Below are 14,713 nucleotides of genomic sequence, written 5' to 3' on the forward strand. Positions count from 1 at the left end.
ATTCGGAAGGAAACGCCAAATGGCTGAAAAATCACAAAAATTGCAGAATCTGACCGAAGCGGAAATAAACGAGCGCCACGCCGACAAGATGCGCAAGAAGAAGGCGGTACGTGACAAGATCCTGGCGACCAAGACCGATGAAAAGGGTCTTGTGATCGTCAATACCGGCAAGGGCAAGGGCAAATCCACTGCCGGTTTTGGCGTGGTGTTCCGGGCTCTCGGTCACGGTATGAAGATTGGCGTGGTGCAGTTCGTCAAGGGCTCATGGGATACGGGCGAGCGCTGGGTTCTGGAAAAATTCCCTGAGCAGGTGACCATATCTGCCATGGGCGAGGGGTTTACTTGGGAAACACAGGATCGGGCGCGTGATATCGCCATGGCGCGCAATGCATGGGAACAGGCGAAGGCAATGATCCTCGACGATGAAACCGAGGTCGTTCTGTGCGACGAGTTGAATATCGCCCTGCGTTACGACTATCTGCCCGTTGAAGAAATCATCGATGTTTTGAAACAGAAACCCCACATGAAACATGTGATCATCACGGGCCGAAACGCCAAGGATGAACTGATCGAGTTTGCGGACCTTGTCACCGAGATGGAAATGATCAAACATCCGTTCCGTTCGGGCATCAAGGCCCAGAAGGGTATCGAATTCTGATGACTGAAAGCTGGCAATTCTGGGCCGTTATTTCTGCGGTTTTCGCAGCTTTAACTGCCATTTTTGCCAAGATCGGTATCGAGAATATCAATTCAGACTTTGCAACGCTGATTCGGACCTTCGTCATCATCGGAGCGCTGTGCCTGTTCCTGTCTATCAGCGGTCAATGGCAGGGGCTGTCGACGATATCCGGCAAGACATGGACGTTTCTCATTCTGTCAGGGCTGGCGACCGGTGCATCGTGGCTTGCCTATTTTCGCGCGCTCAAGATCGGCGATGCGGCGCGGGTCGCCCCTATCGACAAGCTTTCCATCGTCATGGTGGCGATCTTTGGCGTCGCGTTTCTCGGAGAGAAGCTTTCCGGGCTCAACTGGCTCGGCGTTTTGTTGATCGCCGGAGGCGTTATCCTACTGAGCCTGCGGTTCTGAAGAGCGCCGCCAGCCATGCTCCCCAGGGATTGTCGGCATAGAGAAGTTTGGTGGCCAGCGCCAAGCAGACGACGATCAATAGCGGCTTGATGATTCTTGCGCCGGATTTCATCGCCAGGCTGGCGCCAAAGCGGGCCCCGGCAAACTGAGCGATGCCCATCAGCAAACCGATCTTCCAGTTGATCACGCCAAGAAAAGCGAAAGTGATGAAGCCGCCAAGATTGGATGCGAAATTCAGGAGCTTGGTATGAGCCGTAGCCTTGAGCAGGCCGTAGCCAGCAAGCGAGACGAAGCTCAGCATGAAAAAGGAGCCGGTGCCCGGGCCAAACAGCCCATCGTAGAAGCCTATGAGCGGCACGACGGTAAGGCCGAACAGGAATGGCGTGACACGTTGCGCGCGGTCCACATCCACCATATTGGGCTTCAACGCGAAATAGATGGCAATTGCGATCAACAGGATCGGCAAGAAGGCGCGCAGTACTTCCCCAGGCAGAAAGCCTGCCAAGAGAGCACCGCCGACTGCCCCAAGTGCCGACATCAACGCCGCCGGCAATTGCTTCTTAAGATGTACGTGACCCTGCTGAGCATAGGCAATCGTGGCCGAGGCCGAGCCAAACAGTGACTGCAGTTTGTTCGTCCCGAGAGATTCAACGGGCGAGAAACCTGCCAGAAGCAGTGCGGGGACGGTAACAAGGCCGCCTCCTCCAGCAATGGAGTCGATAAAGCCTGCGATAAAGGCAGCAACAATCAGGAGCGGGGGAACATTTTCGAGGAAGGCAGACATGCGGGGGGACTCTGTGAACGCGGCGGACCATAGCCAGATTTTGACGTTTGGCGAGCGGTTTTGGCGGTTGGATCAATCGCATTATGCGAATCGCTGGCCAGTGTGTTGTTTCGGCACTTGAATTTGGGGGTCTGCACTGCAATCAATCTTTTAGGACAGTTGGGGGTACAATGAGCGAAAGCATTTTTGATCGGATTACCGCTTATCTCGGAGCAAAAAGTGCGGTGCAGAAGGTCGCCGATGATCCGGTGCTGATGGCAGAGCTTCTGCTTCTGCTGCATGTGGCACTGGCTGATGGCAAGACGGACAAGACCGAGTATGCAGCCATCCTGGGTATTGCCGAGAGTGATTTCGGTATTCCGCCTGATGAATTTGCTGAAGTGGCAGAGTATCTCAAGGACTTCGGCTACGAGACGACAAGCAAACAAGCTGCACTCGCCTTTGCCGATGTACCGTTTGATCGTAAGGTTCTGCTGCTGCGTCATCTTCTGGTCATTGCCAATGCCGACAATGACCTCGATCCCAAAGAAGCCAATCTGATCCGAACGACCGCCGATCTTTTGGGTGTAACACCTGAAGAATTGCACAAGAAGCGCTGATGCCCAAGCCAATCTACGCGCTTGGTCTCGGTTGCGAGCGTGGATGCGATCCGCAAGAAGTCCTTTCCCTGGCCGAACGTGTTCTGAAGGAGGCGCAGGTCGCAGCGAGCGACTTGGTCGGCGTCTTTTCGATCGATCAACGCCAGGATGAGCCGGCAATCGTGCAAACAGCGGAACAACTGGGTTTGCCCGTCACCTGCTTCAACGCTCAAATCCTGGAAAAAGAAACCCCGCGTTTGCTCAACCCATCCGAACGGGTCTTTGCACTCATAGGCTGTCACGGTGTGGCGGAAGCAGCGGCGCTTGTGGCTGTGGGTTCAGATGGCGTACTGCTAATCGGAAAGACCAAATCAGCTCATGCCACCGCGGCGCTGGCCGTGAAGGAATAAACGAGTTCAGACAATGACAGTTCACTTTATCGGCGCAGGCCCCGGCGCGCCTGACCTCATCACCGTGCGTGGGTTGAAATTGATCCAATCCTGCCCTGTCTGCCTGTATGCGGGCTCGCTGGTTCCACCGGAAATGGTGTCGGAGGTGCCAGAGGGCGCGCGAGTGATTGATACCTCATCGCTCACGCTCGACGAGATCATCGGTGAGATCGAACGCGCCCACGCGGAAGACAAGGATGTAGCTCGCGTTCACTCCGGTGATCCGTCGATCTATGGTGCGGTGGCCGAACAGATGCGTCGCCTCGACGCTCTTGGGATCGATTATGATGTGACGCCGGGCGTTCCGGCATTCGCTGCCGCCGCCGCTGCCTTGAAGAAGGAACTGACAGTCCCGGAAGTGTGTCAGACGATCATCCTGACACGCACGTCGATGAAATCATCGGCTATGCCGGAGGGTGAAGATCTGGCAACGTTGGGCAAATCCGGCGCGACGCTGGTCATTCATCTGTCGATCCGCAATCTTACGCGCATCGAAACCGAGCTCACGCCGCTCTATGGGGCCGATTGTCCCGTGATCGTTGCCTACCGCGTAGGTTGGCCGGACGAACAGTTCATTCATGGAACGCTTGGCGATATAACGGGCAAGGTGAAGGCGTCAGGCCTAAGCCGCTCGGCAATGATCTTTGTCGGACGAGGGCTTTCGGCAGGCGCATTTCGCGACTCGGCTCTCTACCACAAGGATCACAGCCATACGCTACGTTCGCGCTCGGAGTGAACCCAAAGTCTCATCGACGAAATGACCGATGCTTTCAATATCGGGCAATGTGTATGTGCCGGGGCGGTGCGGCCGGTCAATCATGATAACGGGAAGACCGAGGTCGCGAGCTGCTTTGATCTTCGTGTAGGACGCAGAGCCACCGGAATTGCGGCAGACGATATGTGTTAGACGTTTCTTGGTCAGGAAGGCGGTCTCGTCTTCAACCTTGCCGGGCTTTGACAGTTCCAGTTCGAAATCAATGAGATCGGGTGGCGTTTCCGGCGGATCGATCATCCGCACGACGAAATGTACGTCGCCCCGGCGGGAAAAGGGTGCAATGTGCTGCCTTCCAAGCGCCAGCAGTACACGTGCCTTTGCAGGGATAGCCGAGACTGCCTCTTCAAGTGATGTGACGCTTGTCCATCTGTCGCCGGGTTTTGGTTGCCATGCCGGGCGCTCTAGCCGGACGAACGGAATTCTGGTTGAAGCCACTGCTACGAGGGCGTTGTCAGAGATTTGCGTTGCAAAAGGATGGGTGGCATCGATGAGCAGCGATACATTCTCGCGTGCAATGTAACCGGTGAGCCCTCTTGCTCCGCCGAAACCGCCGATGCGCATTTCGCCTTCGAGTTTCGCTGGCTCGCGCGTACGACCCGCCAGTGATGAAATAACGCGGTAGCCCTGCGCCACGAGCCGCGTGGCGAGTTTCGAGGCTTCCGCGGTGCCACCAAGAATGAGGATTGGACGATCAGACACGGGCAAGAACCGCGCCCTTGCGGTCGGTAACGATCACTTCCACCTCGACCGGCGCTCCCTTGAGAGTGGCGAGCGCTGTCTGCCTGGCCTTCGTCGCGATGGGGCTGGCGAGATCGATTCCCAGAGTTTGAGTCATTTCAAGCACTTCCTGCGCCGTGTTGGCATTGAGAATCCGTTCCCTCATGTTTGGCTCGAAGCCGAGTTTTTCGGCCTCGTCAGCAAGGAAGGTCATGCTGACCTGGCTGCGTCCCGAATGAAGATCGAGTGCCCCCTGTGCCAGTTTCGTCAGCTTGGCGAAGCCGCCCGCTATGGTCAGCTTGTCGATGGGATGAACACGCAGATATTTCAGCAGTCCGCCGGCAAAATCGCCCATATCGAGAAGCGCGATCTCCGGAAGATTGTAGATGGCCTGCGCAGCATCTTCGGAAGTGGAGCCAGTCGCAGCAAGGACATGTGTCAGGCCAGCCGCACGCGACACGTCGATGCCGCTGTGGATCGAATGTATCCAGGCTGCACAGGAAAAAGGATGAACGATACCGGTGGTGCCCAAGATCGAGATGCCACCGACAATGCCAAGGCGCGGGTTCCAGGTTTTCTTGGCGATTTCCTCGCCTTCGGGCACAGAGATCGTGATGATGATATCCGCGGGCAAGTCATATTGCGCGCAAATCTCCTCGCAGATTTTAGTCATCATTTGACGCGGCACCGGATTGATCGCAGCTTCGCCTGGCGGGATCGGAAGGCCAGGCAGAGTAACCATACCAACGCCTTCGCCCGCGGCAAACTGGATGCCGCTTCCGGGCGGTGCGGGAAACACGGTCGAGATTATGGTTGCGCCATGCGTGACATCAGGATCATCACCGGCATCTTTCACAATGCCTGCCATGGCATAACCATCACCGATCGATTCGATCGCCAGCTGGAAATGCGGAACCTCACCCTTGGGCAGGATAATCGCCACAGGATCAGGAAATTCACCGGTAATGAGGCCGATCAGCGCGGCTTTTGTTGCGGCTGTGGCACAGGCACCGGTGGTCCAGCCGCGGCGCAAGGGCCGTTCATTCGACTCGTCTGGTTTGCGCAATCCTGCATCGGGTTCATCGCTCATGGGCGTCTTATAGACCAGCTTCCACGCACGTTGCATGATTTTTCCGATAAGTTCATGCTCACAGTTAGAAAAATTGTGTTATGCGCAAAAGATCAGGTTGGGCGATGGGCGCAATGAAGTCGAAAATTCTGCCAAAGTTTGAAGCCGGTCATGTCTGGCTGGTTGGAGCAGGGCCGGGTGATCCCGGCCTGTTGACACTGCATGCAGTCAATGGACTCGAACAGGCGGATGTGGTCGTCTACGACGCGTTGGTCAATGAAGACTGCCTGTCGTTTGCCAACCCGGCGGCAGCGCTTGAATATGCGGGCAAGCGTGGCGGCAAACCTTCGCCGCAGCAGCGCGACATTTCGCTGCGGCTGGTCGAGCTCGCACATTCCGGCAAGCGCGTCCTGCGGTTGAAGGGCGGCGATCCGTTCGTGTTCGGGCGTGGCGGCGAGGAGGCGCTGACGCTGGTCGAACATGGTGTGCCTTTCCGGATTGTTCCCGGAATCACCGCCGGGATCGGCGGACTTGCCTATGCGGGCATTCCTGTCACCCATCGCGAAACCAACCAGAGCGTCACCTTTTTGACCGGGCACGATGCTACCGGTCTGGTGCCTGATTCGATGGACTGGAGCAGTATCGCCAAGGGCTCCTCGGTCATCGTCATGTACATGGCCATGAAGCATATAGGCCTGATCGCCTCACGGCTGATCGCATCGGGCCGTTCTAAAGATGAGCCCATAGCCTTTGTCTGTAACGCAACGACGGGCGGCCAACAGGTCCTGGAGACGACTTTAGAGAACGCCGAAGCGGACGTTCACCGATCCGGACTACGGCCACCCGCCATCGTGGTGGTTGGTGAAGTTGTACGCCTGCGTGCTGCCCTTGACTGGCTCGGTGCTGTCGAGGGCCGCGTGCTCAAGCAGGATCCTCTCGGCTCTCGCCGGGAAAAGGACGCGGGATGAAAGGCTTGATTGTCGCCGCGCCAGCTTCAGGCAGCGGCAAGACCACAGTGACTCTGGGTCTCTTGCGCGCGCTACGCGATCTCGGCGTCGAGATTGCCCCGGCGAAGGCCGGTCCTGACTATATCGATCCCGCCTATCACGCGGTCGCAAGCGGCGTACCTTGTGTCAATCTCGATCCTTGGGCTATGCGGCCAGATCTCATCAGCGCACTCGCTTCTCGTCATACCGAAGGCGGCAAGATGCTTGTCGTCGAGGGCATGATGGGCCTGTTCGACGGGGCCATGGACGGGCGCGGCTCTGCGGCAGATCTGGCAACGCATCTGTCTCTACCGGTCATTCTCGTCCTGGACTGCGCCCGGCAATCGCACTCGATCGCTGCGCTCGTCAGCGGATTTCGCGATTTTCGCGGCAATGTGATGATTGCAGGTCTAATCCTCAACCGCGTCGGCAGTGCGCGTCATGAGGCCATGCTACGATCGGCGCTGGAGCCAGTGGGCATACCGGTCCTCGGTTCAGTGCCTCGCGACCAGAAACTGCAATTGCCGGAACGACATCTCGGCCTGGTTCAGGCAGGCGAACACATCGATCTCGACAATTTCATTGCTTATGCTGCTTCAGTCATCGGCGAACGGATCGATCTTAATCGCATTCAACAAATCGCTGGCCGTTACGGTTCCACCGAGTCCATGGCCAATATCGCGCGGATTCCGCCACTGGGTCAACGCATTGCGGTTGCCCGCGATAATGCCTTCGCCTTCTCCTATTTGCACCTGCTGGATGGTTGGCGCAGGCGCGGCGCAGAGATCAGCTTCTTTTCGCCGCTTGCCGATGAAGCGCCAGCCGAGAACAACGACGCAATTTACCTCCCCGGCGGTTATCCCGAACTTCATGCAGGGCGGCTCGCACATGCCGCAGATTTTGCGGCGGGCACAAGGAAGGCAGCGGCCAAGGGTGTTCCCATCTATGGCGAGTGCGGCGGGTACATGGTTCTGGGTGAAAGCATCGAGGATGCTGCGGGCGAAAGGCACGAGATGCTGGGGCTCCTGCCAGTCGAAACCAGCTTTGCGAAGCGAAGGATGCATCTTGGCTATCGCCGACTCGAACCGCTTACCGCTTGGCCATTCCAGGCTCCGCTGACTGGCCACGAATTTCACTACGCAAGCATCGTCCGGGAGGGGGGCGCAGCGCGGCTTTTCCGCGTCCGGGACGCACTCGGTGAGGACTTGGGTGAGGCGGGTCTGCGTGTCGGATCGGTCTGTGGCTCCTACATGCATGTAATTGATTTGGCGGGATAATGCAGATTGAACATGGAGGCGCGCTCGACGGCGCCATGGAGCGCTTCGGCGGTGCAATCGACGATTGGATTGACCTTTCGACAGGTATCAATCCGGAAGTGTTCCCTTTGCCGCCGATCGGTCCCGAAATCTGGAATCGCTTACCGGATGAACAGCTGCTGGCTTCAGCGCTCCGCACAGCAAGCGACTATTACGGCGCGCGGAGCGAAGCCGGAATCGCTGCCGCGCCGGGAACGCAGGCGCTGATCCAGAACATCCCTGATCTCGTGACCAAGGGCGAAGTGGCTATTCTTGGTCCAACCTATCAGGAACATGAGCAGTCATTCCGGCAGGCGGGCTGGACTGTTTCGAATTGCCGAAGCGTTGACGACATCCCCCAATCTGCAAAGGTTGCAGTTGTCGTCAATCCGAACAATCCGGATGGACGCGTGATTGCTGCAGATGTTCTGCTTGATTTGGCGAAACGACTGGACGGCAAAGGCGGATTTCTCATTGTGGATGAAGCCTTTGCCGATCCGCATCCCGAGGTGAGCATCTGCGCACATGCGAGCATGAACGGGCTCATTGTCCTCAAATCCTTCGGCAAGTTCTTCGGCCTTGGCGGGTTGCGTCTCGGCTTTGCGCTGTCGACGAGCGATATTGCACAGACGCTCAGCTTGCGCCTGGGGCCTTGGGCGGTATCCGGCCCTGCGCTGGCTATCGCAATACATGCCTTTTCAGAAAAGGAGCTGCTGGCAGCCTATATGGCCCGATTGAGCGCACGCCGCATGCTGCTCACCAATGCCCTTGCTGAAGCAGGCCGTGTTGAGATTGGTGGAACGATGTTGTTTTCGCTGGTAGAGTTCAGGCAAGCGCATCTGCTTTACGAAGAACTTTGCAAGCAGCATGTTCTCACGCGAAAATTCGGCTATGCGCCACAATGGCTACGTTTTGGTCTGCCATTGGATGAAAACGCGGCTGACATCTTGCGCCAACGCCTGAGGAAGGCTCTAAGCACAGTTTCAAGCTGATATTCTGATTCAACGGGATCGAATCATTCATGGAAATCAATCTCTTGATTCTGTTTCTTGCGTTACTTGCGGATCGATATTTCGGCGATCCTGACTGGCTGTGGGAAAAGATTCCACACCCGGTTGTCCTCTTCGGCAAAGCGATCGACCTCGTAGACAAACGATTCAACAAGGCGACCAATTCAGACTATGAGCGGCGACGCGACGGGTTTCTCGCCATGCTGGGCTTGCTTGTGCTGGCAGCCGTGGTTGGCTGGCTCGTGCATCTGGTGCTGCGAACCATCTCCCCTCTTGGCGAGCTGATCGAAGCCCTTATCGTGGCGGTGTTCCTCGCACAGAAAAGCCTTGGTGATCACGTCTCCCGCGTTGCCAATGCGCTCCGCGACGAGGGAATAATAGGCGCCCGGCGGGCCGTCTCGATGATTGTCGGACGAGACCCGGAAGTGCTCGATGACGCCGGCGTCAGCCGTGCTGCCATCGAAAGCCTCGCCGAGAATACTTCCGATGGGATCATCGCGCCGGCATTCTGGTATGCCTTGCTGGGGCTTCCCGGACTGCTTGCCTATAAGATGCTGAACACGGCTGACTCTATGATCGGTCATATGAACGACCGGCATCGTGATTTTGGCCGGTTTGCCGCAAAACTCGATGACGTGGCCAACTGGATTCCCGCGCGATTGACGGGTTTGCTGATCTCTGCGGCGGCCTGGATCGTACATGGTTACGACGCGGCGCTTCGCTCGTTCAACGTGATGATGCGCGATGCCCGCCTGCACCGCTCGCCCAATGCCGGATGGCCGGAAGCGGCGATGGCTGGGGCAATCGAGGTGGCGCTGGCAGGCCCACGCGTTTACGGCGGTGTTACCGCCAATGAGCCGATGCTGAATGGCGCAGGGCGACGTGATGCAGGGGCTGAAAACATCGAGGATGCGCTCAATATTTTCAGCGTAGCGACTGCGACCTTCACTGGCGTTATCTTTGTCCTTTTCCTCGTGGGACTGCTGTTCTAACCCTGTTCGCCAATACGTCGCGCCAGGGCTTTATGCAGATCGGGTGACGCCTGAACAAGTGCGCGCCCGGCGTCGGATTGCGGATTTCGCAAGACTTCGTCGGTGTTGCCGCGCTCGACGATCTTGCCGTCGGACATGACCATGACCGTATCCGTGATGGCGCGGGCCACCGCGAGATCATGGGTGATGAACAGATAGGCGATGCCGAGCCGACCATTGAGATCGGCGAAAAGGTCAAGTATCTGCGCGCGGATCGACACATCGAGCGCCGAAACCGGCTCATCGGCAACGATCAGCTTCGGTTCTGTGATGATGGCGCGGGCGATGGCAAGGCGCTGACGCTGACCACCGGAAAATTCGTGCGGATACTTGTCCCGGTCTTGCCGCGGAATGCCGACTCGTTCCAGCGCGACATCGACACGATCGCGCTTTTCGGCCGGTGACAGGGGCCGATCCAGCAGGTAGAGCGGTTCAGAGACAAGACGTTCCGCCTTATGCCGCGGATTGAACGATCCGTATGGATCCTGAAACACCACTTGCATATTTTGACGGACCGGCCGCAGCGCATCTTCTTTCAGATGGTCGATGCGCTGACTGCCAAACTCTATCTCACCGGCCGTTGGACGATCGAGCGCAAGGATCATGCGGGCCAAGGTGGATTTACCACAACCAGAGCGGCCAACCAGCGCCATCGATTGACCGGACTGAATATCGAAAGTGACATCGTCAACCGCTTTCGTATCCTCGCTCCGGGCAAAAAAGCGGCTGCGACTTCCACGATAGCTCCGTTGAAGATTGCGGACCGAAAGCAGAGGGCCGTTGGTTCGACTGTGATGGTGGCTGGTCCGTTCCGGAACATGCATCGAGGCCTGCGCCAGCTGACGCGTATAAGGGTGTGTCTGCTCTGTCAGGATCTGCGTTGTCTCACCATTATCCATCACCTCCCCATGGCGGAGAATGGTGATCGAATGGGCCATGTCGGCCACCACTGCCAGATCATGACTGATGAGCAAGAGGCCCATTTTTTCTTCATCGACGAGACTTTGCAGAAGGTCGAGGATTTGTGCCTGCAGGACGACATCAAGCGCCGTGGTCGGTTCGTCGGCGATCAACAGTTTCGGCTTCAACGCGCAGGCAATGGCGATGACGACGCGCTGCCGTTGGCCACCGGAGAGTTCATGCGGATAGCGACTGAGCGGAAACTTTGCCGTCGGAAGGCCAACTCTGTCGAGAATGCCGAGTGTCCGCTCTTCGGCAACGGCGCGGCTCGCCCCTGTGTGTAGCCGGATCCCTTCTGCAACCTGTTCACCGATGGTCTTCACCGGATTGAGCGCCGTCATGGGTTCTTGAAACACCATGCCGATGTCGTCGCCGCGCAACTGGCACATGTCGGCTTCGCTTGCAGCCAGAATGTCCTTGCCGTTGAAGCGAATTTGTCCTTCTGCCTTAGCGCCGCTCGGCAGCAGTTTCATGATGCTGAGCGCAGTCATGGATTTGCCTGAACCGGATTCACCAACCAGTGCACGGATTTCTCCCGGCTCGATGGCAAGATCGATCCCCTTCAGGGCTGGAAATGCGCCGATTTTCAACGACAGGTTCTTGATTTCGAGCAAAGCCATCAACGTTCCCGCCGCAGCTTGGGATCCAGGACATCGCGCAGACCGTCACCGAGCAAATTGAGACCAAGAACGGTGATGACGATGGCGAGGCCCGGAAACAGCGCCATGTGCGGGGCGATGCTGATCATCGTCTGCGCCTCGAACAGCATGCGGCCCCAGCTGGGCATTGGCGGCTGCGAGCCAAGGCCGACATAGGAAAGACCAGCTTCGGCAAGGATACCGAGCGAGAACTGGATGGTTCCCTGCACGACGAGGAGGTTCGCCATGTTAGGCAGAATGTGCTCGACGGTGATGCGCGCCGCGCCTTTGCCGGACGCACGGGCCGCCAGAATATATTCGCGGGGCCAGAGCGACAGGGCTGCCCCGCGCGCGACACGGGCAAAGACAGGAATGTTGAATATGCCGATGGCAATGATCGCGTTGATGGCACCGGGGCCGAAGACGGCGGTGATCATGACTGCGGACAAAAGTGCGGGAAAGGCAAAAACCAGATCGTTGAAGCGCATCAGCACTTCATCAAGCAGACCCCCGCGTGCCGCCGCCCAAAGTCCGAGCGGCACGCCGACGCCAACGCCGATGGCGACTGACACGAAGGCGACGGCTATGGAATTACGGCTGCCGACCATGATCATGGAGAGAATGTCGCGTCCGAAATGGTCGGTACCGAGCCAGTGCGCTGCGGATGGCGGTTTCAGCTTGCCGACGATGTCGAACGTGCCGACCGCATAGGGTGTCCAGACGAAGGATAGCGCCGCCATCAATGCGAGAAGGCCCGTGATGACCAGTCCGATGGCAAATGACCTGTTGGAGAGAGCCTTGGCGATATTCTCGCGCCATATTGCGGAGGCGTTCATGGGCGGCTCCGCAGACGCGGGTCAATGACGGCATAGGAGAGATCGACCAGAAGATTGACGAGGATCACGGTGGCGACAAGCACCATGACCACGCCTTCGACGACGATCAGGTCGCGCTGGGTGATCGCCTGAAACACCAGACGGCCGAGACCAGGCAGGTAGAAAACATTCTCGATGATGATCGTACCGGCGAGCAGGAAGGCAAATTGTAACCCGAGAATGGTCAGAACCGGGATGAGTGCATTGCGCAAGGCATGGCGGTAAAGCACCTTGCGGCGGGTAAGGCCCTTGGCGCGTGCCGTGCGGATGTAGTCTTCGCCGAGCACGTCGAGCAAGGCCGAGCGGGTGACGCGTGCCAGGATGGCGGCCTGTGGCAAGGCAAGGGCGATGGACGGCAGGATCAGGGATTTAAGGCCCAGCCATAGACCGGCATTCCAGCCGGGAAAACCTCCTGCCGGAACAAGCCGGAGTGTCACCGCGAAAATATAGACAAGGAGGAGGGCGAACCAGAAATTCGGAATGGCGACGCCCACCTGTGCAATACCCATGGTTGCGGTATCCGAAAGGGACCCACGCCGCGAGGCCGAAAATAGGCCGACCGGGATGGCAATCAGGGTGGACAGCGCCAAAGAGATTAGGGCAAGGGGCAGCGAAACCGCGACGCGTTCGGTGATCAGATCGATAACCGGGACTGAATAGGTATAGGACTTGCCGAGGTTTCCGGTCAGCAATCCGCCAAGCCAGCCAAGATAGCGAGTGATCAATGGCTGATTGAGCCCCATCTGCTCCTGCAGCGTTCGGACTGCATCGTCGGTCGCATTTATGCCGAGCATCAGGCGGGCCGGGTCGCCTGGCACGACTTCGAGCACCCCAAACACAATGATGGATGCTGCCAGCAGCGTGACGAAGCCGATCAGAACGCGTTTCGACGCGTAACTCAGCATGAATCAGCCTCGATTGTGCCGACTTTGGCGAGCATCACTCTGCCCATTTCACCGCTGTCAGATCATTGGCTTGAATCGGGCCATTTTCCCAAAGGCCCTCGATCTTCGCATCCCAGATGCCGGTTTTTGGCAACTGAAACAGGAAGGCTGCGGGAACATCGGTCGCCAGAATCTTCTGCGCCTGCTGGTAGAGTTCCGTACGCTTTTCCGCGTCAGAGGTCGCTTCGATCTGCTTGATCAGGTCCTTGAAGGCCGGATTGTCATAATTGAAGTAGTAATCATCGCGAGCGAAAATGTTGAGATCGTTGGGCTCGGTATGGGAGACGATCGTCATGTCGTAATCCTTGCCCTTGAACACCTGTTCGAGCCACTGCGCCCACTCCAGCGGGATGATCTCGGCTTCGATGCCGATTTCCCGGAGCTGTGCCGCAATGATCTCGCCGCCGCGCCTCGCATAGGTGGGTGGCGGCAATTTCAACGTTGTCTTGAAGCCATCAGCGTGACCAGCCTCGGCCAGGAGCTTCTTTGAAAGTTCCGGGTCGTAGGCGGTTTCCGACGTCAGGTCGAGATAGGCTGGATGATGCGGCGGAAAGAATGAGCCGATAGGCGTTCCGAGCCCAAACATCGCGCCGTCGATCAGCGCCTTGCGATCGATGGCGTGGGCAATGGCTTGGCGCACCTTCAGATTGTCGAAGGGTGGCTTCTTATTGTTCATGCCGAGCACAGTCTCGCCTTCGGTGGTGCCTATGACCACCTTGAAGCGCGGATCGGCCTGAAACTGCGCGATCGTTTCATAGCTCGGGAAAACCGGAAAGGCCTGCACGTCGCCGGCCATGAGTGCCGCTGTGGCCGCCGCCGGATCGGGGATGACACGGAACGTGGCCCTTTCCAATGCTGCTGGCGTACCCCAGTAGTCAGGGTTTTTCGAGATGACGATCTGCGAGCCCTTGGCCCAGGAGTCGAACTTGAAGGGGCCGGTTCCGATCGGCTTTTCTTTGTTGGTCCCGGCGCTTTCCGTCGCGACGATCACCGCATCACCCCAGCCCAGATTGTAGAGAAAATCGCCGTTGGGTTGCTTCAAGGAGACCTTGATTGTCAGTGGATCCACAACCTCGACAGTGTCGATGGCGGCAAACAGACCCTTTTGCGCATTGGTGGATTTGTCGCCGCGGGCGCGATCGAGCGAAAACTTAACGTCTTCGGCATCGAATGTCGTGCCGTCGTGGAATTTCACGTCCTTGTGCAGTTTGAATGTATAGATCTTGCCGTCGTCGGACAGCGTCCAGCTTTCGGCGAGGGCAGGGAGAACCTCGCCTTTCGATCCGATCCGCGTCAGGCCCTCGAAGATATTGGCGTAGACGACCTCGTCGATCGCCGCGGCCGCGCCTGCTGTCGGATCGAGATGCGGCGGTTCCAGCACGATGCCAAGCACCAGATGGGTTTTTGCCGCAACGGAAGCGGTGGATGTGAGTAGCGCGATGGCAGCACTTACGAGGGCTGACTTCCAGAAATTCATCATTCAACGTCTCCCGAACACTTTGCCGTAGCTGGAATG

Annotated in this window: 16 protein-coding genes; 9 read left to right on the forward strand and 7 right to left on the reverse strand. The window is 57.8% G+C overall.

All coding sequences use genetic code 11. The features are described 5' to 3' along the window. Positions 1-19: 19 nt before the first annotated feature. Together cobO and BLM14_RS05605 are read left to right on the forward strand one after the other, a co-directional pair. Complete coding sequence (cobO, locus tag BLM14_RS05600; RefSeq protein ID WP_099998480.1) at positions 20-658, forward strand: cob(I)yrinic acid a,c-diamide adenosyltransferase; 639 nt, start codon at positions 20-22, stop codon at positions 656-658. Then, positions 658-1,086: an EamA family transporter gene (locus BLM14_RS05605; protein WP_099998481.1), complete on the forward strand. Its 429-nt coding sequence runs from the start codon at positions 658-660 to the stop codon at positions 1,084-1,086. Before cobO ends, BLM14_RS05605 begins: the two co-directional genes overlap by 1 nt. On the opposite strand, the gene BLM14_RS05610 is transcribed toward BLM14_RS05605, so the two are convergent. Beyond that, entirely contained in the window at positions 1,061-1,870 is an 810-nt protein-coding gene (locus BLM14_RS05610; RefSeq protein WP_099998482.1) for a TSUP family transporter, read from the reverse strand. The genes BLM14_RS05605 and BLM14_RS05610 overlap by 26 nt on opposite strands. A 170-nt stretch (positions 1,871-2,040) precedes the next feature. On the opposite strand from BLM14_RS05610, the gene BLM14_RS05615 reads away from it, so the two are divergent. The 3 genes from BLM14_RS05615 to cobM are packed head-to-tail and all read left to right on the forward strand — an operon-like array spanning position 2,041 to position 3,633. Then, positions 2,041-2,469 carry a tellurite resistance TerB family protein gene (locus tag BLM14_RS05615; RefSeq protein WP_099998483.1) on the forward strand — a complete coding sequence of 143 codons (429 nt, stop codon included), beginning with the start codon at positions 2,041-2,043 and terminating at the stop codon, positions 2,467-2,469. Then, positions 2,469-2,858 (forward strand): cobalamin biosynthesis protein, encoded by a 390-nt coding sequence (locus BLM14_RS05620; RefSeq protein WP_099998484.1) that lies wholly within the window; start codon positions 2,469-2,471, stop codon positions 2,856-2,858. Before BLM14_RS05615 ends, BLM14_RS05620 begins: the two co-directional genes overlap by 1 nt. 13 nt (positions 2,859-2,871) lie before the next feature. Further along, positions 2,872-3,633, forward strand: a complete 762-nt coding sequence (gene cobM / locus BLM14_RS05625) for a precorrin-4 C(11)-methyltransferase (RefSeq protein WP_099998485.1) — start codon at positions 2,872-2,874, stop codon at positions 3,631-3,633. Here the strand turns inward: cobM and BLM14_RS05630 are convergent. Together BLM14_RS05630 and BLM14_RS05635 are read right to left on the reverse strand one after the other, a co-directional pair. Next, entirely contained in the window at positions 3,613-4,371 is a 759-nt protein-coding gene (locus tag BLM14_RS05630; protein ID WP_100001049.1) for a cobalt-precorrin-6A reductase, read from the reverse strand. The two genes, cobM and BLM14_RS05630, sit on opposite strands and share 21 nt — an antisense overlap. Beyond that, positions 4,364-5,479, reverse strand: coding sequence for a cobalt-precorrin-5B (C(1))-methyltransferase (locus tag BLM14_RS05635; protein WP_100001050.1), 1,116 nt, complete (start codon positions 5,477-5,479; stop codon positions 4,364-4,366). The genes BLM14_RS05630 and BLM14_RS05635 overlap by 8 nt, the downstream gene beginning before the upstream one ends. A 113-nt stretch (positions 5,480-5,592) precedes the next feature. On the opposite strand from BLM14_RS05635, the gene cobA reads away from it, so the two are divergent. Genes cobA through cbiB form a run of 4 tightly spaced genes read left to right on the forward strand, consistent with a single transcriptional unit; the run spans position 5,593 to position 9,741 of the window. Beyond that, positions 5,593-6,426 carry a uroporphyrinogen-III C-methyltransferase gene (cobA, locus tag BLM14_RS05640; protein ID WP_100001051.1) on the forward strand — a complete coding sequence of 278 codons (834 nt, stop codon included), beginning with the start codon at positions 5,593-5,595 and terminating at the stop codon, positions 6,424-6,426. Further along, entirely contained in the window at positions 6,423-7,721 is a 1,299-nt protein-coding gene (locus BLM14_RS05645) for a cobyrinate a,c-diamide synthase (protein ID WP_099998486.1), read from the forward strand. Before cobA ends, BLM14_RS05645 begins: the two co-directional genes overlap by 4 nt. Beyond that, entirely contained in the window at positions 7,721-8,731 is a 1,011-nt protein-coding gene (cobD, locus tag BLM14_RS05650; RefSeq protein ID WP_099998487.1) for a threonine-phosphate decarboxylase CobD, read from the forward strand. Before BLM14_RS05645 ends, cobD begins: the two co-directional genes overlap by 1 nt. A gap of 29 nt (positions 8,732-8,760) precedes the next feature. Then, complete coding sequence (gene cbiB, locus BLM14_RS05655) at positions 8,761-9,741, forward strand: adenosylcobinamide-phosphate synthase CbiB (RefSeq protein WP_099998488.1); 981 nt, start codon at positions 8,761-8,763, stop codon at positions 9,739-9,741. Here the strand turns inward: cbiB and BLM14_RS05660 are convergent. Genes BLM14_RS05660 through BLM14_RS05675 form a run of 4 tightly spaced genes read right to left on the reverse strand, consistent with a single transcriptional unit; the run spans position 9,738 to position 14,674 of the window. Next, entirely contained in the window at positions 9,738-11,360 is a 1,623-nt protein-coding gene (locus BLM14_RS05660) for an ABC transporter ATP-binding protein (RefSeq protein WP_099998489.1), read from the reverse strand. The genes cbiB and BLM14_RS05660 overlap by 4 nt on opposite strands. Beyond that, a complete protein-coding gene (locus tag BLM14_RS05665; RefSeq protein ID WP_099998490.1) occupies positions 11,360-12,214 on the reverse strand; it encodes an ABC transporter permease in 855 nt (284 codons plus the stop codon). Before BLM14_RS05665 ends, BLM14_RS05660 begins: the two co-directional genes overlap by 1 nt. Next, on the reverse strand, positions 12,211-13,158 hold the full coding sequence (locus tag BLM14_RS05670) for an ABC transporter permease (RefSeq protein ID WP_099998491.1): 948 nt from the start codon (positions 13,156-13,158) through the stop codon (positions 12,211-12,213). Before BLM14_RS05670 ends, BLM14_RS05665 begins: the two co-directional genes overlap by 4 nt. A 34-nt stretch (positions 13,159-13,192) precedes the next feature. Next, positions 13,193-14,674: an ABC transporter substrate-binding protein gene (locus BLM14_RS05675; RefSeq protein ID WP_100001052.1), complete on the reverse strand. Its 1,482-nt coding sequence runs from the start codon at positions 14,672-14,674 to the stop codon at positions 13,193-13,195. Positions 14,675-14,713 lie beyond the last annotated feature (39 nt).

Source organism: Phyllobacterium zundukense (assembly GCF_002764115.1).
Taxonomy (GTDB): Bacteria; Pseudomonadota; Alphaproteobacteria; order Rhizobiales; family Rhizobiaceae; genus Phyllobacterium; species Phyllobacterium zundukense.